At 63.0% G+C, this 19,645-nt stretch carries 24 protein-coding genes; 17 read left to right on the top strand and 7 right to left on the bottom strand.

The window, feature by feature from the left end:
* Positions 1 to 43: 43 nt before the first annotated feature.
* From G6N68_RS06580 to G6N68_RS06570, 3 genes are read right to left on the bottom strand one after another with little or no spacing between them, the layout of a single operon-like run.
* On the bottom strand, positions 44 to 1,141 hold the full coding sequence (locus tag G6N68_RS06580) for an NAD(P)H-dependent amine dehydrogenase family protein (RefSeq protein WP_163718266.1): 1,098 nt from the start codon (positions 1,139 to 1,141) through the stop codon (positions 44 to 46).
* A gap of 11 nt (positions 1,142 to 1,152) precedes the next feature.
* Positions 1,153 to 2,232 (bottom strand): NAD(P)H-dependent amine dehydrogenase family protein, encoded by a 1,080-nt coding sequence (locus G6N68_RS06575; RefSeq protein ID WP_163709395.1) that lies wholly within the window; start codon positions 2,230 to 2,232, stop codon positions 1,153 to 1,155.
* Positions 2,233 to 2,243: 11 nt separating this feature from the next.
* On the bottom strand, positions 2,244 to 3,032 hold the full coding sequence (locus G6N68_RS06570) for an SDR family NAD(P)-dependent oxidoreductase (protein ID WP_069420268.1): 789 nt from the start codon (positions 3,030 to 3,032) through the stop codon (positions 2,244 to 2,246).
* Positions 3,033 to 3,215: 183 nt separating this feature from the next.
* On the opposite strand from G6N68_RS06570, the gene G6N68_RS06565 reads away from it, so the two are divergent.
* The 17 genes from G6N68_RS06565 (at position 3,216) to G6N68_RS06490 (ending at position 16,196) form a co-directional block, all read left to right on the top strand.
* Positions 3,216 to 3,818 carry a TetR family transcriptional regulator gene (locus G6N68_RS06565; protein ID WP_163709392.1) on the top strand — a complete coding sequence of 201 codons (603 nt, stop codon included), beginning with the start codon at positions 3,216 to 3,218 and terminating at the stop codon, positions 3,816 to 3,818.
* Between the two features lie 97 nt (positions 3,819 to 3,915).
* Entirely contained in the window at positions 3,916 to 4,653 is a 738-nt protein-coding gene (locus G6N68_RS06560) for a hypothetical protein (RefSeq protein WP_371871541.1), read from the top strand.
* A 157-nt stretch (positions 4,654 to 4,810) separates the two neighbouring features.
* Positions 4,811 to 5,416: a TetR family transcriptional regulator gene (locus G6N68_RS06555; protein WP_163709389.1), complete on the top strand. Its 606-nt coding sequence runs from the start codon at positions 4,811 to 4,813 to the stop codon at positions 5,414 to 5,416.
* Positions 5,417 to 5,583: 167 nt separating this feature from the next.
* Positions 5,584 to 7,095, top strand: a complete 1,512-nt coding sequence (locus G6N68_RS06550; RefSeq protein WP_205351457.1) for a nitric oxide reductase activation protein NorD — start codon at positions 5,584 to 5,586, stop codon at positions 7,093 to 7,095.
* Positions 7,092 to 7,880 (top strand): CbbQ/NirQ/NorQ/GpvN family protein, encoded by a 789-nt coding sequence (locus G6N68_RS06545; RefSeq protein WP_163709383.1) that lies wholly within the window; start codon positions 7,092 to 7,094, stop codon positions 7,878 to 7,880. The genes G6N68_RS06550 and G6N68_RS06545 overlap by 4 nt, the downstream gene beginning before the upstream one ends.
* Before the next feature lie 16 nt (positions 7,881 to 7,896).
* Complete coding sequence (locus G6N68_RS31390; RefSeq protein ID WP_263992000.1) at positions 7,897 to 8,028, top strand: hypothetical protein; 132 nt, start codon at positions 7,897 to 7,899, stop codon at positions 8,026 to 8,028.
* A gap of 86 nt (positions 8,029 to 8,114) precedes the next feature.
* Positions 8,115 to 8,720 (top strand): hypothetical protein, encoded by a 606-nt coding sequence (locus G6N68_RS06540; RefSeq protein WP_232007331.1) that lies wholly within the window; start codon positions 8,115 to 8,117, stop codon positions 8,718 to 8,720.
* 13 nt (positions 8,721 to 8,733) lie between these two features.
* Positions 8,734 to 9,159, top strand: coding sequence for a hypothetical protein (locus G6N68_RS06535; protein ID WP_163709381.1), 426 nt, complete (start codon positions 8,734 to 8,736; stop codon positions 9,157 to 9,159).
* Positions 9,159 to 10,214, top strand: coding sequence for an NAD(P)H-dependent amine dehydrogenase family protein (locus G6N68_RS06530; RefSeq protein ID WP_163709378.1), 1,056 nt, complete (start codon positions 9,159 to 9,161; stop codon positions 10,212 to 10,214). Before G6N68_RS06535 ends, G6N68_RS06530 begins: the two co-directional genes overlap by 1 nt.
* Positions 10,215 to 10,229: 15 nt before the next feature.
* Positions 10,230 to 11,465 carry a cytochrome P450 gene (locus G6N68_RS06525; RefSeq protein WP_163709375.1) on the top strand — a complete coding sequence of 412 codons (1,236 nt, stop codon included), beginning with the start codon at positions 10,230 to 10,232 and terminating at the stop codon, positions 11,463 to 11,465.
* Positions 11,462 to 11,881, top strand: coding sequence for a hypothetical protein (locus G6N68_RS06520; protein WP_163709374.1), 420 nt, complete (start codon positions 11,462 to 11,464; stop codon positions 11,879 to 11,881). The genes G6N68_RS06525 and G6N68_RS06520 overlap by 4 nt, the downstream gene beginning before the upstream one ends.
* 88 nt (positions 11,882 to 11,969) lie before the next feature.
* On the top strand, positions 11,970 to 12,731 hold the full coding sequence (locus G6N68_RS06515; RefSeq protein ID WP_079220156.1) for an LLM class F420-dependent oxidoreductase: 762 nt from the start codon (positions 11,970 to 11,972) through the stop codon (positions 12,729 to 12,731).
* Between the two features lie 92 nt (positions 12,732 to 12,823).
* Positions 12,824 to 13,390 carry a hemerythrin domain-containing protein gene (locus G6N68_RS06510; protein ID WP_163709370.1) on the top strand — a complete coding sequence of 189 codons (567 nt, stop codon included), beginning with the start codon at positions 12,824 to 12,826 and terminating at the stop codon, positions 13,388 to 13,390.
* Between the two features lie 12 nt (positions 13,391 to 13,402).
* The gene (locus tag G6N68_RS06505) at positions 13,403 to 13,558 is read left to right on the top strand and encodes a hypothetical protein (protein ID WP_156789314.1); all 156 of its coding nucleotides are present in this window, start codon (positions 13,403 to 13,405) and stop codon (positions 13,556 to 13,558) included.
* 8 nt (positions 13,559 to 13,566) lie between these two features.
* The gene (locus G6N68_RS06500) at positions 13,567 to 15,018 is read left to right on the top strand and encodes a protein adenylyltransferase SelO (RefSeq protein ID WP_163709367.1); all 1,452 of its coding nucleotides are present in this window, start codon (positions 13,567 to 13,569) and stop codon (positions 15,016 to 15,018) included.
* Between the two features lie 91 nt (positions 15,019 to 15,109).
* Positions 15,110 to 15,745: a maleylpyruvate isomerase family mycothiol-dependent enzyme gene (locus G6N68_RS06495; RefSeq protein ID WP_163709364.1), complete on the top strand. Its 636-nt coding sequence runs from the start codon at positions 15,110 to 15,112 to the stop codon at positions 15,743 to 15,745.
* Positions 15,746 to 15,752: 7 nt separating this feature from the next.
* Positions 15,753 to 16,196, top strand: a complete 444-nt coding sequence (locus G6N68_RS06490; RefSeq protein WP_163709361.1) for a GAF domain-containing protein — start codon at positions 15,753 to 15,755, stop codon at positions 16,194 to 16,196.
* Here G6N68_RS06490 and G6N68_RS06485 read toward each other — a convergent pair.
* From G6N68_RS06485 to G6N68_RS06470, 4 genes are all read right to left on the bottom strand, one after another.
* Positions 16,193 to 16,558, bottom strand: a complete 366-nt coding sequence (locus G6N68_RS06485; protein WP_163709358.1) for a carboxymuconolactone decarboxylase family protein — start codon at positions 16,556 to 16,558, stop codon at positions 16,193 to 16,195. The two genes, G6N68_RS06490 and G6N68_RS06485, sit on opposite strands and share 4 nt — an antisense overlap.
* 33 nt (positions 16,559 to 16,591) lie before the next feature.
* The gene (locus G6N68_RS06480; protein ID WP_163709354.1) at positions 16,592 to 17,389 is read right to left on the bottom strand and encodes an SDR family oxidoreductase; all 798 of its coding nucleotides are present in this window, start codon (positions 17,387 to 17,389) and stop codon (positions 16,592 to 16,594) included.
* Between the two features lie 176 nt (positions 17,390 to 17,565).
* Positions 17,566 to 18,486: a DUF808 domain-containing protein gene (locus G6N68_RS06475; protein ID WP_163709351.1), complete on the bottom strand. Its 921-nt coding sequence runs from the start codon at positions 18,484 to 18,486 to the stop codon at positions 17,566 to 17,568.
* 123 nt (positions 18,487 to 18,609) lie between these two features.
* Complete coding sequence (locus G6N68_RS06470) at positions 18,610 to 19,575, bottom strand: coiled-coil domain-containing protein (protein WP_069422430.1); 966 nt, start codon at positions 19,573 to 19,575, stop codon at positions 18,610 to 18,612.
* Positions 19,576 to 19,645 lie beyond the last annotated feature (70 nt).

The raw sequence follows: 19,645 nt of genomic DNA, 5'->3' as shown, positions 1-19,645 counted from the left end.
CCGTTAAAAGGAGTTCGCAGCAAATCCGGAAGACAGCCGCCGGCTAACGCACCACACCGCGCAGTGTCACGAGTCCAAGTTCCTTGTGGGTGAGAAAACCGGGTGGCGCGTCGCAGACGGCTGGGATCGTGTTTACCGGCCCCATTGCGGTCCAGGTGTATCCGGGGTTGCCGTGGTCACCCTGCTCGTCGGCGACACCGCGCAGGATCAGTTCGGTGGGCTGCTCGCCCTCCACCACCAGTCGGTAGTGGTAGTAGCCATCCCAGTCCGGCCGGGGATCAATGGCGTCGTGCTCTACGAAGGAATACGTCTCGTGCAGCGTGATGAACGGCTTGCCGTCTACCCATGCGGTCCACTCGTGCTGCTGTGCCGCCACGGTGCCCTTCTTGATCACTCCCTTCAATCCGGGCATGTCCATGTCTTCGGTTCCCTCGTAAGGGATGTCGCGGGTGGCCAACCCCACTTTGACCTCCGTCGTGAACCTCTCGACAGTCTTGTCCACGCCGTCCACCACCATGGTCAGCGACTGTGCAAACAAGGGCCACGCGGCCGCGAACAGGTTCCCCGCTTCGAACTCTGCGGGCTCCTTCCCAAATCCCATCTCGTCGAGGTATTTGAGAGTGTCCTTGTTGAAGTTCACGTATTCGTAGATGTGAATGCGGTCAATGCGGCTGACAATCCGGCACAGCGTTAGCACCAGCAAGTCCGCCGCGAAGCCGGGATGGATGCCGCCGGCGTGAAACGATGTTCCACCCGCCTGACAGGCTTCCTCGATCTTGTCGATGTCCTGGGCGTTCGTTTCGGTTCGGTACCACCAGGCACCACCGGAGGCGACGACATTCTTCCCGCCACGGAGCAGACGACATATTTCCTCGATGTCGGACCACAGCGGCGCGTAGAACACACAATCCGCCTCCAACGCCTCCAGCGCCGACTTGTCGGTCGTTGCGAGCACACCGATCGGTGCCACCCCGACGAGTTCGCCCGCGTCCTTGCCGACCTTTTCCGGGCGACTACACAGCACGCCGACGACCTCGTAGACGGGGTTGCCGGCGAAATGGCGTAAAGCGAGCGTTCCGACATTGCCAATGCCCCATTGGATGACGCGATACTTCTTGCCCACTTTCGGGTCATCCGCCAGAGCCGTCACGGCTACTCCTTCCACATGAGACCGCGAAGCGCCTCCGCGGGCGGAACCTGGTCGGCGGCAATCAATCCCGCGGGCGCCCGACAAACCCAGTCGATGACATTCACCACCCGAGCGGCCGTGGAAATGCAGCCGGCGTCGGTGGTGTCGAACGACGGATGAGAGACGTGCGTGTTGATCTCGATCCGAGGTTCTCCCTCAGCGACGATCCGGTGAACCCCGGGTTGGCCATCGGGCGGGAAGGGCCAATCGGGTGCGGCGGCGCTGGTGAGCCTGGTGATGTGCTCGAGAGTGATCACGGGACGCCCGTCGACGACACCCTCGGCGGCAAACCGTACTGCGGCCATCCCGCCAGGCTCCACCTTGGTCATGATGCAATCGATCGGTTCCGGTGTGTACCAGCGTTCGTCCCGTTGTCGCACCTCGTCAAGTGCGATCCCAAGATGATCTGCCAAATTCCGTATCTGGCCGCCGAACATGGCCACCACGACACCGGGCAGGAACAGCATGGGCGGATCGTCGTCTGGCTTCAGCCCGAAACCCATTGATGTGCCGGTAAATTCGTAATCATCGTAATTTGCGTAATCGAATATCTCCTGGACGGTGATCGACGAAACGCGAGTCGTGAGGCCACATGCCGAGTAGACCAATGTGTCGGCGGAAAACCCCGGATCGATGCCATTTATGTACAACGACGTGTTACCCGCTTCGCATGCCCGTTGCAGCGGGTCCCGCAACCACTCGTCGGCGTGGTGTGGTGTGGTAAGCCAGACCAGTGATGTGCCAACCACATTGGTGCCGGCCGCGAGAAATCTGGCCATCTGGTCGATGACCTCCATCGGCCGCACCTCACCCAGCGCGGTATAAACCACGCAGTCTGCCCCGAGCGCGACCAAGGCATCGATGTCGTCCGTGGCGACGATGCCGGTCGGTTGGCCGAGGCCACACAACTCGGCGGCGTCTTTGCCGACCTTCTCCGGACTGGACGCGTGGACTCCGACCAACTCGAGATCTGGTCGGCCGATGATTGCCCGCAACGAATGCCGTCCGACATTGCCTGTCGAAAACTGAATGACTCTGCGCATTTTGAGCCGCCTTAGTAGTCCGGTATGGGCAATGGCGAGTTGTTAGAGTCAATTCCACCGTCCACGTGGAAGATTGCGTTGGTGGCGTAGCAGTCAGCGGTGCTCAGGTACACGCAGAGGCGGCCAAGGTCCTCCACATTGCCGAGCCGGTGCAGCGGCGTCGCCTCTTGCATCTTCTCCAACGATCCCGGCATCAGATCGAGGCTCGACTGGAGGCCGTCAGTGGCGAACGAACCGAGCGCGATTGCATTGACCCGGATCTTTGGTGCCAACTCCTGGGCCATCGCCCGGGTCAGCGCTTCCAGGGCACCCTTTGCGGTGCAGTAGGCGGCCAGCGCGCGGATGCCGAAACGACCTGCGCCCGAAGAGATGTTGACGATGTTGCCGCGGCCGGCTTCGATCATGTGCGGGGCAACGAGTTGGCTCATGATGAACGTAGATGAGACGCACCAGTCGAACGCGAGCTTGAAGTCTTCGTCGGTGATATCGAGAAACCTTGCGTACTTGGCCCCGCCGACGTTGTTGATCAAGATGTCGATGCGGCCGAATCGCTCGATGGCTGTCGAAACCACCCGCTCGCCGTCAGGGCGACTCATCGCGTCGGCAACCAACGCCAGCCCCTTGCCGCCGGCGGCTTCAATACCGGAGATCGTGGCCACGATGTCGGACTCCGTTCGGGCGGTGCCGACCACCGTCGCGCCGGCCTCGGCGAGCACCCGGGCGATGCCCTGGCCCACCCCCTTGCCGGCACCCGTGACGATGGCCACTTGGCCTTCGAGGTTGAACTGCTCCAAAGCCATGCCAGCTCCTTCTGGGTGCAGCCGCGTGAGGCGAGTGTCGTGATCATCTAACGACTGAAATTGACTTAAGTCAACGATTTGTTGCGCTCGCGGGCCGGCGCCTGGTCTGGCCCGAACGGTGCCGTCGCGATACTGTGTCCTGTCACATGGCAACTACAGGCAGCACGGACAGCAGATCGGATAATGACGGCGAGCAACAAGCTTTCGGCGCGCGAAACCAAACGATTGCAGACGCGAGAGCGACTGTTGGGCGCGGCCGTTGCGGAGTTCAAGCGGTCAGGGATGGCCGAGGCCGACGTCAGCGCGATCGTGGCGGCGGCCGGGGTCGCCCACGGCACCTTTTTCTTTCACTTCCCGACCAAAGAGCACGTATTGCTCGAGCTGGAACACCGCGAAGAAGCCCGGATCGCGAACCAGTTCGCCAAGCTTCTCGAGACCGACCGCGAGTTGGCGGACGCTCTCCAAGAAGCGGTCCGGCTGATATCCGGCCTGGAACGCCGGTTGGGCGATGTCCTATTCAAAGACTTTTTGGCACTGCATTTTTCGCAGACCCGCCCGCCCGTCGAAGATGGCAGAGACCACCCGATAATTGTCGGCGTAGCCCGCGAGATCGAGCGGGCTCAAGAACGTGGCGAGGTGGATCCCGAGGTAATCCCGATGAACAGCGCGGTGTTCTTTCTGCTCGGCTTGTACGCGCTACTGACCACCACCAACACGTGGCCGACCCGGGACGCCATGCTCGCCGACTACGTGAAGAGAACCCTTCGGAGCCTGGGGGCGCGCTAGCATCCCGCGCGCCCTGCGCTGACTCGCCCAACTGACGCACCTGTTGACCGGAGTCAGTTTCTGGACTAGAAACAGGCGAGGTCGAGGGAGGCAAAACGTGAATCTGCCCACGCTGAACTTGCGCCGCTCCACCGGGGCCGGCCCGAAGAATGACCCCGCTCGCGAAGGACTCACCTTCGACGAGCACATGGAGGAGTCCCAACTCGCGCAGCGGCAGGCCGACAGGTGGTTGATCTCGGGTTCCCTGCTGATCGGCACGGCTGCCCTGGGCATCTTCGGCCTACCCCTGTTCCTTCGCGGCGTCTGGTTGCTTCGCCGCGCGCAGCGGACAGGCCTGTCTGTGCGCCCCATGCTGGTCACACTTTTGGGTTATCTGGTCATCATCGATGCCGCCATCAACACCGTCGGCTGGGCGCTGGACATGGTCGGAAACCACACCCTGCTTGGCCGAGTGTTGTTGGTGGGCTGGGGAAATATGTTCGACGCCGGCTATTTCTGGCACTTCAACGAACTGTGGATCGGCGGCGCGGCCGGCCCCGGGGAGAAGGGCTGGGAGATCGGGTTGATCTTCACCGTCTTCACCATGCGGATCGCCGCCGGGATCGGCTTCCTGCAGATGAAGCGCTGGGGACACCAGTGGATGATCATCACCTGCTGGATGGGCGTGGTGATCTGGATCGGTTACGTGTTCAACATGACGATGTACGCCGACGTGCGCTTTGCCGGCGTCATACTCCCGGTCGTCGGCTGGTGGCTCTACGACATCTTCTACATCACCCCCTTCCTGGCCATCCCCTACCTGCACACCGTCAACCGTGAGATTTTCTCCGACTGAGCCCCTCGTTGACCCGTGTCAAGGAGATGAAGAATTGGCGCACCGGTTCTCATGCCCGGACTCCCGTCTGCAGGCTGGCTTTCAAAATCCATCCCAGTCATCGGACGCGTCGGAACACATTGACTTAGGTCAGTGACAGGACTACAAAGAGTTGACAATGACGTCTCAGGTCAGGACCTCCGTGCGCGAAGCGCAGCGGTTGCAGACGCGCCAGCGAGTGCTTGGCGCCGCCCTGGCCGAGTTCCAGCGGTCCGGTATGGCCGCCGCGGAGGTGAGCGCGATCATCAGCGCCGCCGGGGTCGCGCACGGCACGTTCTTCTTCCACTTCCCCACCAAAGAGCACGTCCTGCTCGAGCTCGAGGCTCGTGAAGAAGCTCGTCTGGCGGCCGAACTCGCGCGCTTTCTCGGCAAACCTCACGGTCTGGCCGATGCGCTGACCGAGGCGGCCCGACTGGTCGTCGACCTCGAACAGCGTCTCGGCGGCCCACTTTTCCGTGACTTTCTGGGGATTCATTTCTCGCCGACACGCCCAAAGCGCGACGAGGAATGGACCGATCACCCGGTGATCGTGCTGCTGGTCAAGGAGATTCAGCGAGCCCGTGACCTCGGCGAGGTGCACGCTGAGGTCGACCCGTTCTACAGCGCGGTGTTCTTTCTCCTGGGCATCTACGGTGCCCTGAGCACGACACCGTCCGGGGCCGCACGCGACACGATGGTGGCCGAGCTCATCGCTACGGCCATACGCAGCCTGGAGCCACGATGACTTCGGCCAAACGATAAGGAGATCGCCGCACATGGACATGGTTTGGGAACTATTGCGGTACGTCGCTGCCTGGGGTGGAACGGTTTTGATCATCTGGTTCTGGTACTGGATGTTCTCCAACATCGGAACCTTCTGAGCACGTGATTGAAACAGCCGACACGTCGGCGATGTCCATCGAGCGCAGCTGCGCGTTGACGGCGGTGGCGCTCAGTAAACACCGCCGCAGCGGTGCCCGCCTGATTACGGGCGCGCAACGCAGCTTTGGCTTGAACGCCGCCTTGGACATCGTGCATGTCCCCTATCCGGCCTTCGGCCGTGATTGGACCCGACGAACGCTGACATGCGGTGTCGCGCTGCAATGCTCGCCGTCCAAGGAGCGCCTAGCCCATTACCGACTGACCGACCTTTCTCCCCGTGAACACCGCGCCCTGGTGATCGTCGAGGCGGGCGTGGCGATGGGCTGGATCGCCTCGAGGTGGCCGGGACTGATGCCCGAGATCGAAAGAGTGCTACCCGACCTCGAGATTGGTGACCCGAATATGGACGCCCCGGCAATGTTTGACCGCGCGATCGATATGGCGCGTGCCGGACAGCCGATAGCAGAGTTTCCGCTGCTGGGCACGTTGCCCCACACATACTCGAGTGCCCGCGGACTGGCCAGTGCGATCAAGCGGTTCGGCCGAATGCCGTGGACCACCACACAGAAGCGCCATCCACGCGCCCACTCGGTGCCGGTGGGTGGCGACGGTGGCGTGCGCAATCCGAACTTGCCGCCACCGAGTCGCCCGGAGGACAACGATCTGGAAATCAGTCCCGCACGCCGGCAAGGCATTCCCTATCCCGAGTGGAACGCGTGGACCAAGAGCTTCCTCGTGGATCACGTTGCCGTCCTCGAACTCCCGCCGGCCTCCCGTGCCGGTCATCCGCCTCCGCTCTCGGCGAACCTGCGTAAGTGGTTCGAGGAACACACGCATCGCGCGATGACCAATCGGCTCGAGGACGGATCCGAGCTGGATGTCGACCAATACGTCAGCCATTACATCGACATGATGACCGCAGAGTCGAGCGAATCCCGCGAGCCCAGGATCTTCCGGGAGCTGCGGCCCCACAGCCGTGACGTCACCACCGCGCTGCTGCTCGACGGCAGCTCGTCGCTGGGAGTGCATGGCGGCCGAATCTTCCGGCTGGAACTGGAATGCGCCGACGCCCTGTCTCGCGCGATGACCCTCGCCCGCGAACGGCACGGCATCTTCGTGTTCACCGGCAATACCCGGCACCGGGTGGAAGTGCGCTGCCTGAAAGACTTCCGAGACAGCCGATACGTGGCACCGGGCAGCCTCGGACTCATGACCGGCGGCTACACCCGGCTCGGCGCGCCGATCCGCCACTTGACTTCGCGGCTGCTGGCGCAGCCGTCGGAGCGTCGCCTGCTCATCGTGATCGGCGACGGACTGATGTCCGACGAAGGCTATGAGGGCCGCTACGCGTGGGCCGATGTGGCGCACGCAGTCGAGGAAGCCAACGACGCGGGCGTCTCCGTGTACTACGTGGGCGTCGGGCCGACATGGGTCGACCCGCTGCCCGAGGTATTCGGGCCGCGTCGGTCCAGACGAATCAAACGAATCGAGGAGCTGCCGCGCGTGCTCGCCCATGTGCATCGAGAGTTGGTTGCCGCATGACCGCCGACACCTACATTGCCAGCGGCAATGAAGTGGAATTGTTCGAACAGGCTTTCCGCGAACATATTCCGGTGATGCTCACCGGGCCCACCGGCTGCGGGAAGACACGGTTCGTCGAGCACATGGGCGTCCTGCTGCGACAACCCGTCGTCACCATCAGCTGTCACGACGATCTCACCAGTTCAGACCTGGTCGGTCGGTTCATGGTCACCGGCGGCGACGTGGTGTGGACCGACGGTCCGTTGACCCGGGCGGTCAAAGCCGGTGCCATCTGCTATCTCGACGAGGTCGTTGAGGCTCGGCACGACTCACTGGCCATTCTGCACTCGCTGACCGATCACCGTCGCGCTCTCTACCTCGATCGTGCGGACGAGGTTGTCCAGGCACCGGATTCGTTCATGCTGGTCTGCTCCTACAACCCGGCATACCGCAGTTCCCTGAAAGAGTTGAAGCCTTCGTTCCGTCAGCGCTTCGCCACCATCCCGATGAAATATCTGGCCCCGGATCAGGAGGCGGAGGTGATCGTCGCCGAGTCGGGTGTCGAGCCCGCCACCGCCCAGCGGCTCGTCCACTGCGCCAACGCGATCCGCCACGCCGATGAGGTCTTCCACTTCGAGCCGCCGTCGACCAGGGTGCTGGTCACCGCGGCGAAGCTGATCGCGGCCGGAGCCTCCGAAATGAGCGCGGCCGAAGCCTGCATCCTCGCGCCGCTCAGCACCGACGGTGCGATCAACGACGGTCTGCGTGAAGTCGCGGCGGCAACCCTGCTCTCGAGAAACGGCTGAAGAACGGAGAAGTGAAATGGTGGATCAACAAGAGCGAAACCGCAAGAAGGCTCTCATCGCCTTCCAGATCTTCATTTACGGCTACCTGCTGGTGATGTTCAGCATCCAGCTGTACATGTCCTTTGCCCGGGGCTGGTGGGATCTGTGAGTCTCACTGCCACTCCCCGCGACTCCGTCGGCCTCGCCGAACACGACGAGCAATCGCGGCAAGCACAACGCCGGGCCGACAAGTGGATGATCGTCGGCGCCGGATTGATGGGATGCTGGGCGCCCGGTATCTTCGGGTTCCCTATCTTCATGCGCGGAGTCTGGTTGCAGCGCCAGGCATTACGCGCGGGCCTGTCGGTTCGGCCGATGATCATCACCTTGATCGGTTACCTGGTCATGATCGACGGAATGCTCAACACCCTTGGCTGGTCCTTGGATCTCGTCGCCAACCACACCTTGATCAATCGGGTGCTGATGGTCGGTTGGGGCAACATGTTCGATGCCGGCTACTTCTGGCACTACAACGAATTGTGGGTCGGTGGCGCGGCGGGCCCGGGCGAAAAGGCCTATGTGGTCGGGCTGATTATCACCGTGTTTTCGATGCGGGTCGCCGCGGCGATCGGATTCCTGCAGATGAAGCGCTGGGGACACCAGTGGATGATCATTACCTGCTGGATGGGCGTGGTGATCTGGACCGCATACGTGTTCAACATGACGATGTACGCCGACGTGCGCTTCGCCGGTGTCGTTTTCCCGGTGATCGGCTGGTGGCTGTTCGACATCTTCTACATCACCCCGTTCCTGGCCATCCCGTACCTGCACACCGTCAACCGCGAAATCTTCTCTGACTGAGAGGGATAACATCATGACCACTGAAGCAACGAAAGAAGCGACGGCAGAAGACCTGCCCCCGGGCACCACGCCGTACTGGGCACGCATGCACAAGTGGATCAAGCGTGCCGTGCTGGTATGCCTGATCGCGCTGGTCATCGAGGGCGCGTTCACGCTGCCGTTCATGGCCGTCTACTACGGCTACCCGACGTTGTCCCTCACCGAAATCTGCAGCGAGCTACTCAAAGTCCGCTACTCCGATGACACCCTGGAATGCAAGTACCCTTACCCCCCGTTGGGGCCGCCCGAGGGAGCCGAGGGCAAGGACACCGCGCAGGACGTCTGGGGCATTCAACCGATTCCGAAATACCACCGGTTGGGATTCCGCGAATTGGTACGAATCCACGACGAGCGCCTCGCCCGTCAGGCCGCAGAGCAGCAGGCCGGCGCGAAACCATAATGACCAAGCTGCGCGTCGTTCAGTGGACCACTGGCAATGTGGGCAGGAAGTCGGTGCACGCGATCACAGCGAATTCCCTGTTGGAACTGGTCGGCTGCTACGCATGGTCACCCGACAAGGTCGGCTGTGATGTCGGTGAGCTGTGCGGTATCGAGGACCTGGGTGTGCGGGCGACCGACGATATCGACGCGCTGTTGGCGTTGAAACCCGACTGTGTCGTCTACAACCCGATGTTCGCCAATGTCGATGAGGTGACCCGCATTCTGGAGGCGGGAATCAACGTCGTCACCACATCGGAGTTCATCACCGGGCAGCAACTGGGTCCTGATCGGGAGCGGATCAGCGATGCGTGTGCGCGGGGCGGTTCGACCATTTTCGGCAGCGGCATCAACCCCGGGTTCATCCAACTGCTCGCCATCGTCACCGCGGGTCTCTCGGACCGGGTCGATCGGATAGCCATCGTCGAGTCCTTCGACACCACCATCTACAACTCTCCGGCCACGGAGATTCCGATGGGGTTCGGCTGTCCGATCGACCAGCCAGATCTGCCCGCGATCACCGAGAAGGGATCCGGGATCTTCCGCGAAGCGGTGCAACTCCTCGCCGATGCCCTAGGCGTCGAACTCGACGACATCCGCTGCGCAGCCGAATACGCGCAAACCACAGAAGATCTGGTCCTCCCGGGTGACTGGACCATCAAGAGGGGGTGCGTCGCGGGTATCGACCTGCGCTGGAAGGGGATCTTTGCGGGCCGCGAGGTGATCGAACTGCGCGCCGTGTGGACCAAGGGCCAATCGCTGGACCCGGCCTGGTCGACGAACTTCGGTTACACCGTTACGGTCGAGGGCCGTCCAACCATCAAGAGCACGCTGAATTTCGAGCCACCGCCGGACTTTCACGGCGAAACGATCGAAGACTACATCATGCTCGGGCTCACGATCACCGCGATGCCACCGATCACGGCAATACCCGCCGTCGTCGCGGCGCCGCCCGGCATCGCCACCTACACCGACCTGCCCCTGCTACTTCCGCGGGGCGTGCTGGCACGCAGCTGAAAGGACGGTACGCAAGTGACGGCAATTGCCGGTGCGCCCAACATCTTTGAAGCGGGTCTTCCGAGCCTCGCGTACGACGTCAATGAATCGCCCCATGAGGTCTGCGACCGGATTCGGGCCGCGCAACGACTGGCACCAATCGCCATCGGGCCGCTCGGTCCCGAAGTACTCTCATACGAACTCGCCCGAAGCATCCTTCGCGATACCCGGTTCGTGATCCCACCGGGTCTTCACCTGGCCGCGCAAGGCGTGACGTCAGGCCCGTTGTGGGACAGGGTTGTCGGCAGCATCATCTGCGCCGAAGGTGCCGAACACCATCGCTTGCGCAGCCTCGTCTCACGCGCATTCACACCTCGCGCGATCGCACGTATGCACGACACGATCGACGATGTGCTCAATGAACTCATCGACGGCGTCGCCCCAGCGAGACGTTGTGACGTCGTCACCGATATCGCACGGCACTATCCCATCCCGATCATCTGCGCGTTGATTGGCGCCCCACGCGGAGATTGGACGCAGTTCGACCGGTGGGCCGAAGCGATCTTCAAGATGGTCAACTTTTCGGTGAACCTGATCGAAGAGATGCCCGCCGTTCTGCGCAGCTGGGGCGAACTCGATGCCTACGTCGACGACATGGTGGCCGAACGACGGCACCAGCTGACCGAGGACCTGCTTTCCAACCTCATCCGCGCCGAGGATGACGGCGATCGGCTCAGCGCCGACGAACTGCGCATGACGGTGGCAGGTCTGTTAGTTGCCGGCACGGATACCACCCGCAATCAGCTGGCCGCCTCGTTGCAGGTGCTGCTGGATCACCCAGAGCAGTGGACGATGCTGCGTGAGCGTCCAGAACTTGCGATGTCCGCGGTCGAGGAGAGCATGCGCCACTCCCCTGCCGTGTGCACCACGGTCCGCACCGTGCACGAGGACGTCGAAATGGGCGGATTCACCTTCCCCCGGGAAACCTTCATCCTCGTGAACTCCTTTGCCGCGAACCGTGATCCCGACGTTTACCAGGATCCCGATCGCTTCGACATAACCCGCAAGGAAGCGCCGGCGGTGTTGACCTTCGGTGGCGGCGTGCACTACTGCCTGGGCGCCAACCTGGCTCGGCTGGAATTGGCCGAAGGGCTCAAAATCTTGGCCCGAAGGATGCCCGACGCCCGCCGGGCCGGAGCGGCACCGTGGAAACCGATGCTCGGCATGAGCGGGCCCACAAGCCTGATCATCGAATTTGGCGGTGGCCGATGACTGACTCGCCCTCGCGGTTGCATCATGTGGTCTTCGCGGTGGCACGCGAGCGACATGACACCGTGGGACAGCTCTTTACCGAACTGGGCTTCAGCTTCAACGAGGCCAACCTCGACGAACTCGGGATCCGGGTGCTGCTGGACTGGGACCGGGGTATCGAGTTGATCAGTCCTGATCCGGGATCGACCACGGAAGTGGCCACCTCGGTAAGTGACTTCCTGGCCAACCATGGCGATGGCGTCTACACGGTAGTGGTGCAGGTGCCCGGCGCCTCGGCCGCGGCCGACATAGCCGACCGCTATGGCTCAATTGTCCGATTCCGCCAGGCATTTGAAGGCGACGGCAATTACCTCGAGGAGATCGATCTGTCGGTGTGCGGCCTACCCCTGACGTTCCTGTCGACCAATCTGCCGTGAGCATTACCTCGCGAGAAGACGCAAACTCGTACTGCTCGGCCAGGAATCATACGATTTTGTGTCTGCTCGCGGTGCATAGGATGACCCGGTGAAGGTCGGCGTTCAGATACACCCGCAGAACGCGACCATGGCCGCGTTGCGAGCCGGCTGGGAGGGTGTTGACCAGTTGGGCGTCGACAGCTTGTGGACGTGGGATCATTTCTTCCCGCCCCTGTATGGCAAGGCCGACGAATCACACTTTGAAGGCTGGCAAGTGCTGGCGGCAATGGCGGTGACCACATCGAACGTTAGTCAGATCGGCATGCTGGTGACGGCCTGTGGCTACCGCAACCCTGACTTGCTCGCCGATATGGCGCGCACCCTGGATCACTTGTCGGACGGCCGAGCCGTTTTGGGAATCGGGGCAGGGTGGATGGACAGGGACGAAGTCGAATACGGCTATCCCGTCCGGACTCCCGTCCAGCGGCTCGATGCCCTCGCCGAGGCACTGCCGAGAATTCGGCGGCGACTGGGTCTGCTGCGACCCGGACCGATCGGTCGACTGCCGATTCTGATCGGCGGGAACGGGGAGCGGCGCACCCTGCGGCTGGTGGCCGAGCACGCGGACATGTGGAACGGTTACGGCGACGCCGAAGTGATCCGCGCCAAGAACACCGCGCTGGACCGCTGGTGCGAGGAAATCGGCAGGGATCCGCGTGAGATCGAACGCACCGTATGGATCGAACGGGTGGATCCGGCTTCCATGCGCTCCCTCGTCGACGCCGGAGCCGAGCACCTGATCCTCGGCCTGCGCGCGCCATACGATCTGCAGGCGGTTGAGCGCCTCGTCGCAGCCCGCGAGGCGTTTTAGCAGCCCACTTGCCGGGTATCCCGCGCTCATCAGCGGAGCACAGCCCCCAGCCCGCTGCGTTCGAATCTGCCCTCACCAGGAGGTTCATCGGCATGGCCGAGATGATTGTCCAAACACCCGAAGAAGCCATCGACTTTCTCAAGGCACAACATGACCTGATCGAGGACATGTTCGATGAAGTGTTGCATGCCTCCGACCCGCAAGCGCGCGAGAAGCCGTTCATCGAGTTGCGCCAGCTGCTCGCCGTGCACGAGACGGCCGAGGAGATGGTGGTGCACCCGCGCATGCGGCGGGAGTTCGACGAGGGTGACGCGGTTGTCGACGTACTGCTGGCCGAGGAACACGAGGCCAAGGAACTGCTGTCGAAGATCGAAGGCCTCGACATCACCTCACAGGAGTTCATCGACGAGTTGACCAAGCTGCGCGACGCGGTCCTGGCGCACGCCGAGCACGAGGAGACCGAGGAATTCCCCAAGCTGCAGGGAAAGGTCGACGACGACGACCTCAGGCGCATGGGCGCCGCCGTGCGTGCGGCCGAGGCGATCGCTCCGACGCGGCCGCATCCCGGCGTGGAATCGGCGAAGATGAACTTTGCCCTCGGCCCCTTCGCCTCGATGCTCGACCGTGCGCGCGATCTGATCAAGCAAGCGGTGGGATAAGGGGAGGGACCGATGAGCTCGACCGAACCGACACCGGAATCGACACCGACGTCCGACAGCGAAGACGCCCCCAAGGACGGCAACGACGACAGCGTGGTGTCGCCACCGGCCTATCCCGCGTACTCGACCCCTCCCCCGGAAGGTCTGGCTACCGGCGAGGACGGTTGACTAGTCGTATGACCGTCTCGCTGCAGGACCGCTTTGCCCGCGAGTTGCCGGAAATGGCGGTGCGCTGGAAAGCCGAAGTGCCGCCCAACCCACAACTGTTGGTGCTCAATGAGGCGCTGGCCGGCGAGCTTGGCTTGGACGTGGAGTGGTTACGCAGCACAGAGAGCGTCCAGTTCCTGGTCGGTAATCGCGTGCCCGACGACGCGGTTCCGGTAGCCCAAGCCTACAGCGGGCACCAATTCGGCGGCTATGTACCTAGATTGGGTGACGGCCGTGCGCTGCTGCTGGGCGAGGTTGTCGGCGCCGACGGACGCGTTCGGGACTTGCACCTGAAGGGTTCGGGACGCACACCGTTTGCGCGCGGCGGGGATGGGTTGGCGGTGGTTGGACCGATGCTGCGTGAGTACATCGTCAGTGAGGCGATGCACGCCATGGGCGTTCCGACCACGCGCTCGCTGGCGGTGGTCAGCACGGGACAGGCGGTGGAGCGCGAGGCGCGACCCCTGCCGGGCGCGTTGCTTGTCCGTGTCGCGAGCAGCCACCTGCGCGTCGGTAGCTTCCAATATGCCTCTGCCAGTGGTGATATCGGCCTGCTGCTACGGCTGACGGAGCACGCCATCGCCCGCCACTACCCCAGCGCCGCCGAAGCCGAGCGGCCGCACCTGGCCCTGTTTCAAGCTGTGGTCGCGGCACAAGCGGAACTGCTGGCCAAGTGGATGCTGATCGGGTTTGTGCACGGGGTGATGAACACCGACAACATGACGATCTCCGGAGAAACCATCGACTACGGGCCTTGCGCTTTCATGGAGGCCTATGACCCCGACACAGTCTTCAGCTCTATCGACTTCTGGGGACGCTACGCCTACGGCAACCAGCCCATGGTCGCCGAATGGAACCTCGCCCGGTTCGCCGAGACCCTCCTGCCCTTGTTCGATGGCGAGGTTCAGGAATCAATCACGCTGGTGGAGAAGGCTTTTGGTGGATTTCAGCAATATCACCATGCCTGGTCCTCCGGGATGCGCGCCAAGCTTGGCTTAGGCCCGCACTCCGACGTCCGGGATGACCAGTTCACACCGTTGGTCGATGATCTGCTTTCCCAGCTGCAGCAGAGTCGAGTCGATTACACATCGTTCTTCCGTCATCTGAGCCAAGCCGTCCGCGGTGACGCCGAACCAGCGCGCGGACTGTTCGTCGATCTCGCACGTTTTGACGGATGGCTGTCTCGCTGGCGATCCATGGGTCCGGACGCCGAACTGATGGACCGGGTCAACCCGATCTACATCCCGCGCAACCATCTCGTCGAAGAGGCTTTGACGGCGGCGACGGCAGGCGATCTCGCTCCGCTGGGACAACTCATGGAAGCCGTGCGCACCCCATACGACGAGCGGCCGGGTCTGGAGCGCTACGCCAGTCCAGCGCCGGACGATTTCGGTCACTACCGGACCTTCTGCGGTACCTGAGCGTTCGACTCGGACTTAGGATTTCTGCGGCCGCTGCCAGGGCGGCGAGATGTTCGTCGACCGAAACGAATCCGGTGCCTAAACTTGGCTTGTGGAACGCGATTCGATCCATGCCGCCACAGCGGAAGAGCGTCGCAGCATCGCGGATCTGATCGACGACCTTGATGAGGCACAGCTAGCGACACCTAGTCTTTGTGCGGGTTGGGATGTGAAGACGGTGGGCGCCCATCTGGTGAGTTATCTGGCCAACGGCACCCTCAGGGTCACGTGGCTAGGCATGCGCCGGTTTAGTGAGGACCGGGCAATCGATGAGTTGGCGCGCCGTTGCGCACAGCGGCCGGCCGCCGACATTGCCTCGCGTCTGCGCGAGTTCGCCGATCGCCGGTATTGGCGGCCCCCGCCGCAGGCACCTGGTCTGCTCGCCGAAGTCTTGGCGCACAGCGGCGATATGAGAATCCCGCTTGGACTTCCCTTCGAACCAGACCCGCGGCTGACAGCGATTGCAATGGACTTCTTGACCGGCCCGGTGCCGATCGGCCTGGTGCCGCCCGGACGACTGCGAGGGATTCGCTGGCAAGCCACTGACCTGGATCGAACCTGGGGCCGGGGACAGGAAATACGCGGCCCGGCAGCGCAATTGATGATGGCTGCGGTCGGACGTTCCGCTGCGCTAAACGCGTTGGATGGTCCCGGATTAGCACTGTTGCGCCGTCGGATGTCCAGGTAGGGGCAGCATGGCAGTTTACCGGGCACCGATGCGGTCCCGCAGCGACGAGATTGACGCGCACGCCACCCGCGATCGCGCCCGTCGACTCGGTCTGTGTGGGTTCGGCCGGCTCACCAAGAGCCCTGCCGAGCAGGAAAGCCTCAACCGTCGGGTCACGCGGTTTACCGAAGTGGAGAACGGATCTTTTGTGTGGACCCGGGACGATGAAGGACTGTTCTGGCTGGGTCGTATCACTGGCCCGTACGAATATGACACCGACGATGCCGCTGCCGCCGTCGACCTGGTGCACGTCCGTCCGTGCGACTGGCTCGCCGAGCCTCTACTGGAGCCGAACGTACCTGCGGCCGTCATCGAGACATTCCGTAGGGGTGGGCGTAACTTCCAGCAGACTCATCACCCATCCGTCGACGCTGAGACGCAACGGATCTGGGATAGCCAGCGCGAAACTTAGTGCAGCACAGCGTTTGCGATGGCCCGAGCGGTTGCCGCTGCGGGATATCCGGCGTAGCCGGCGACGTGGTAGATCACCTCTTCAACCTCTGCGACCGTCAGACCATTGCGCAGCGCGATCGGGAAGTGGAACTTCAGTTCGTCGGAGGCGCGCAGGGCAATCAAGACACCCAGTGTCACCAGGCTGCGGGATCGGCGGTCCAGACCCGGACGTGTCCACAGGGCGCCGAAGACATGCTCGATGGACAGATCACCGAGTTCCCCGGCGATAGCCTCGTCGGCGAGCGAGGTCACTTCGTCAGGGATGAGACCCGGCAGCATCTCTCGGAAAGCTGCCAAACCTTGGGCGTGCAGATCGGTCATGATGGCCCTTTCTCGTTATTGTCCAAGCGTGATCTAGGTTTTCGGTTTGCGGGAAATTTGGTATTCGATGAACCCGTCCCAGTCCTCGACGCGGCGTCGTAGCAGGTCCAGGACCGCTGGGTGCGTCGGAAGAAAAAATCGATTGGCCAATATCGCTTCGGCAACCATCTCGCCGACATCGGCCGGATCAAGCAGCTCGAATTCGTCGAAGGGAAGACGCAGCGGCGCTCCCGGACCGAAGCTTGGAATGTCGTTCGCGATGTTGGTGAGCACCGGTCCCGGGCACAGCAGCGTCACACCAATGTTCTTTGGCCGCAGGTAGATTGCCAGCGCCTCAGTCAAGTGGACGATCGCCGCCTTGGTCGCCGCATATGGCGTCCGGTCGTACGAATATGTGAAGAGTCCTGCCACTGACGACGTGTTGACGATGTGGCCCTCCCCTTGGCTGAGCAGCAGGGGCACGAAGACCTCGTTGCTGCGCACCACGGACATCAGATTGATGTCGAGTATGCGTTGCCACTCGGCGGCGGGGATGTCTTCGGGAAGGCCGTTGGTGAGCACACCGACGTTGTTCATCACGATGTCGACGCGACCGAACTCATCTAAGGCTCGATCACGCACCGCCTCGAACACATCAGGTCGCGACACGTCGGCGACGTGTGCGACCGCTCGCGCGCCGTGACTGCTGAGATCTGCGGCGAGCTCGGGAGTGGCAGCATGATCGACGGCCACCACGTGCGCGCCGCGTCGGGATAACGCACGCGCGCTGGCCATCCCGATGCCGCCGGCAGCTCCGGTGATAACGGCAACGCGGTCTCGCAGCTCTTTCATTGCGCTCAGTCAACACCACCGCGGTGCGCGGCAACAGTGCAAGCGGTGTGCAAACTGTCCGGAATCGCCCGCGCGCCACCTTACTTCGCGTACATGACCTCGCCTTCCAGGCCATCGGGGTCGCGGAAGGACAGGCCATACGCAGCACGACGGATCGCCTCGAAACTGTCCCGTCGTCACTCGGAACTGCGGTGCCGCACCGACCGAACCGCACTCACAAACGCCATAACAATGGCTCCGACCACCAACCCGATCACCGCCGATATCCCGGTGTTGACCAGCCAAGCCAGTACGCCGCCGCCGGGATCGATCTGCACGAGTTGCTCAAGGTGGTGCACCAGCTGGTAGGGCGTGTGCCAACCGAGCTTGTCGCTGCCGACGAGCAGTATGTGCCCGCCTACCCAGAGCATGGCGGCGGTCCCGACGACTGTGAGCGTCGACAGCAGTCTGGGCATCCCACGGACCAACGCCCGCCCAATCTTCTGCGCGGCGGGAGAATCGGTCCGGGTGAGGCGTAGGCCTAAGTCATCCATCTTGACGATGCCGGCCACGACCCCATATACCCCGGCGGTGATCACCAGAGCGACGACGATCAGGATGACAAGCCGGTGCACAAACCCGAGGTCGGCCACCTCATTGAGGGCGATCACCATGATCTCGGCGGACAGTATGAAGTCGGTCCGGATCGCCGATGACACCATCTGATCTTCGGAATCCGACTGCCCCGAGTCCTCGTCGTGACCGCGGACAGCATGCCAAACCTTCTCTGCGCCTTCGTAACACAGGTAGGTAGCACCAAGCATGAGGACCGGGAACACCAGCCACGGCGCGATTTGGCTGAGCAGCAAGGCCCCAGGCAGGATGAGCAACAGCTTGTTACGCAACGAGCCCAGGGCGATGCGCTTGATCATGGGCACTTCGCGCTCGGCAGCGATGCCCTCGACGTACTGCGGCGTCACCGCGGTGTCATCGACTACCACCCCAGCGGCCTTGGCCGTCGCGCGTCCGGCGGCACCGCTGATGTCGTCGACCGAGGCTGCCGTCAACTTTACGAGCGCGGCGACATCGTCGAGTAGTCCAAACAAGCCTGCACTCATTGCATCTCCCGCGTCGCGTCGAAGGATACCCCTCTTGCCAGGATCTATGCTCGTCAACGTGCCCCCGCGCCGTATCGACGCGGGGGCACTATGCCGTGTGGGCGGCCGTGTGGGCGCTGACAGTTAGTTGTTGATCCCAACGACCTCTTGCGCGATCGCGGCAAGACGCGTTTGCGACGCTGAGACGACACGCTGGCGGTTCTTATGCGCCTCTTCGTAGTTGATGATGGCTCGAATGTCAGCGGGCTCGCTCAGCTCCTTCACCGCGTTGGCCGCATCGTTGACGTTGAGCTCGTCGTAGCCGGTAATGGGCAGTTCAGAGGCGTCCAGTACGCCGGCGGAACTGCGCGCGGAACGCAACGTGTCGGCGGCTTGGTCGGCACCTTCGTTGCGGGTAACTCGCTCCGCTGCACCCAACGCCGCGTCGCGGGACGCGGCCAGCGCCTTGGCTGCAACCTCACCGGCATGCTCGCCGCGGCTACGCAACCGCTCAAGCGCGGGCCGGGTGGAACGCAACGCCTCCACGGCCCGGTCCACGCCGCGCGCTGACCAGTACGCGGGGAGGTTCACGAATTTCACCGCCGCGCCCGTGGCTGCCTGCAAGGGTGTGCGCCGAAGCGCGACAGGACCGCCCAGCGCCTCTTCGGCCAAAACGGTGGTCAGCCAGTCCACCGTCGCGGAGTGCGCGGTGATCAGGCGCGTCGCCAGCGCCTCGACGTCCGAGTTCTTCGCGGCCACTGCCAGGGCCTTGAGGTAGCGCGCACGGTCCAACAGCTGGTCTTCCAGCGCCAGGTCGCCCAGCAGCGCCTCGTCGAACGGCTCGGCCTGCTCGGTCAGGGCCTTCACCGCCGCGGCGGCACGGCCCAGGAAGGGCCCGAGAATGTCGGGCAAGCCGCCAAGGTCGCGAATCGCTCGCTCGATGGCCTCGGCCCGCTCACGGCCATTGGCCGCATTCTGGGTCAGCTCGCGGCGCACCGCTTCGGTACGCGCCTGAGCGATACGAGTTTCCGCGATCTGGATTTCCGTGTTGGTCAAGTCGAGCAACACGCGTAGTTGGGCAAGTAATTTGGTCGTGTCTGATGCCGCCATGAAGCGATCCCCCTTTGGATGTGATGGCTTGTTTCGGTGATATGCACCTAACCTTTGGCTACCCGATAGG

The sequence above is a fragment of the Mycobacterium bourgelatii genome (assembly GCF_010723575.1).
Classification (GTDB): domain Bacteria; phylum Actinomycetota; class Actinomycetes; order Mycobacteriales; family Mycobacteriaceae; genus Mycobacterium; species Mycobacterium bourgelatii.
This window is presented reverse-complemented; position numbering and strand designations above follow the sequence as displayed.

What these genes read in the sequence shown, in the direction of transcription:
- G6N68_RS06500 (WP_163709367.1), top strand. Translation starts at nt 13,567, where the DNA reads ATGACCGTCTCGCTGCAGGACCGCTTTGCCCGCGAGTTGCCGGAAATG.
- G6N68_RS06555 (WP_163709389.1), top strand. Translation starts at nt 4,811, where the DNA reads ATGACGTCTCAGGTCAGGACCTCCGTGCGCGAAGCGCAGCGGTTGCAG.
- G6N68_RS06475 (WP_163709351.1), bottom strand. Translation starts at nt 18,486, where the DNA reads ATGAGTGCAGGCTTGTTTGGACTACTCGACGATGTCGCCGCGCTCGTA.
- G6N68_RS06540 (WP_232007331.1), top strand. Translation starts at nt 8,115, where the DNA reads ATGATCGTCGGCGCCGGATTGATGGGATGCTGGGCGCCCGGTATCTTC.
- G6N68_RS06480 (WP_163709354.1), bottom strand. Translation starts at nt 17,389, where the DNA reads ATGAAAGAGCTGCGAGACCGCGTTGCCGTTATCACCGGAGCTGCCGGC.
- G6N68_RS06565 (WP_163709392.1), top strand. Translation starts at nt 3,216, where the DNA reads ATGACGGCGAGCAACAAGCTTTCGGCGCGCGAAACCAAACGATTGCAG.
- G6N68_RS06490 (WP_163709361.1), top strand. Translation starts at nt 15,753, where the DNA reads ATGGCAGTTTACCGGGCACCGATGCGGTCCCGCAGCGACGAGATTGAC.
- G6N68_RS06530 (WP_163709378.1), top strand. Translation starts at nt 9,159, where the DNA reads ATGACCAAGCTGCGCGTCGTTCAGTGGACCACTGGCAATGTGGGCAGG.
- G6N68_RS06510 (WP_163709370.1), top strand. Translation starts at nt 12,824, where the DNA reads ATGGCCGAGATGATTGTCCAAACACCCGAAGAAGCCATCGACTTTCTC.
- G6N68_RS06550 (WP_205351457.1), top strand. Translation starts at nt 5,584, where the DNA reads ATGTCCATCGAGCGCAGCTGCGCGTTGACGGCGGTGGCGCTCAGTAAA.
- G6N68_RS06545 (WP_163709383.1), top strand. Translation starts at nt 7,092, where the DNA reads ATGACCGCCGACACCTACATTGCCAGCGGCAATGAAGTGGAATTGTTC.
- G6N68_RS06470 (WP_069422430.1), bottom strand. Translation starts at nt 19,575, where the DNA reads ATGGCGGCATCAGACACGACCAAATTACTTGCCCAACTACGCGTGTTG.
- G6N68_RS06505 (WP_156789314.1), top strand. Translation starts at nt 13,403, where the DNA reads ATGAGCTCGACCGAACCGACACCGGAATCGACACCGACGTCCGACAGC.
- G6N68_RS31390 (WP_263992000.1), top strand. Translation starts at nt 7,897, where the DNA reads ATGGTGGATCAACAAGAGCGAAACCGCAAGAAGGCTCTCATCGCCTTC.
- G6N68_RS06535 (WP_163709381.1), top strand. Translation starts at nt 8,734, where the DNA reads ATGACCACTGAAGCAACGAAAGAAGCGACGGCAGAAGACCTGCCCCCG.
- G6N68_RS06570 (WP_069420268.1), bottom strand. Translation starts at nt 3,032, where the DNA reads ATGGCTTTGGAGCAGTTCAACCTCGAAGGCCAAGTGGCCATCGTCACG.
- G6N68_RS06575 (WP_163709395.1), bottom strand. Translation starts at nt 2,232, where the DNA reads ATGCGCAGAGTCATTCAGTTTTCGACAGGCAATGTCGGACGGCATTCG.
- G6N68_RS06485 (WP_163709358.1), bottom strand. Translation starts at nt 16,558, where the DNA reads ATGACCGATCTGCACGCCCAAGGTTTGGCAGCTTTCCGAGAGATGCTG.
- G6N68_RS06520 (WP_163709374.1), top strand. Translation starts at nt 11,462, where the DNA reads ATGACTGACTCGCCCTCGCGGTTGCATCATGTGGTCTTCGCGGTGGCA.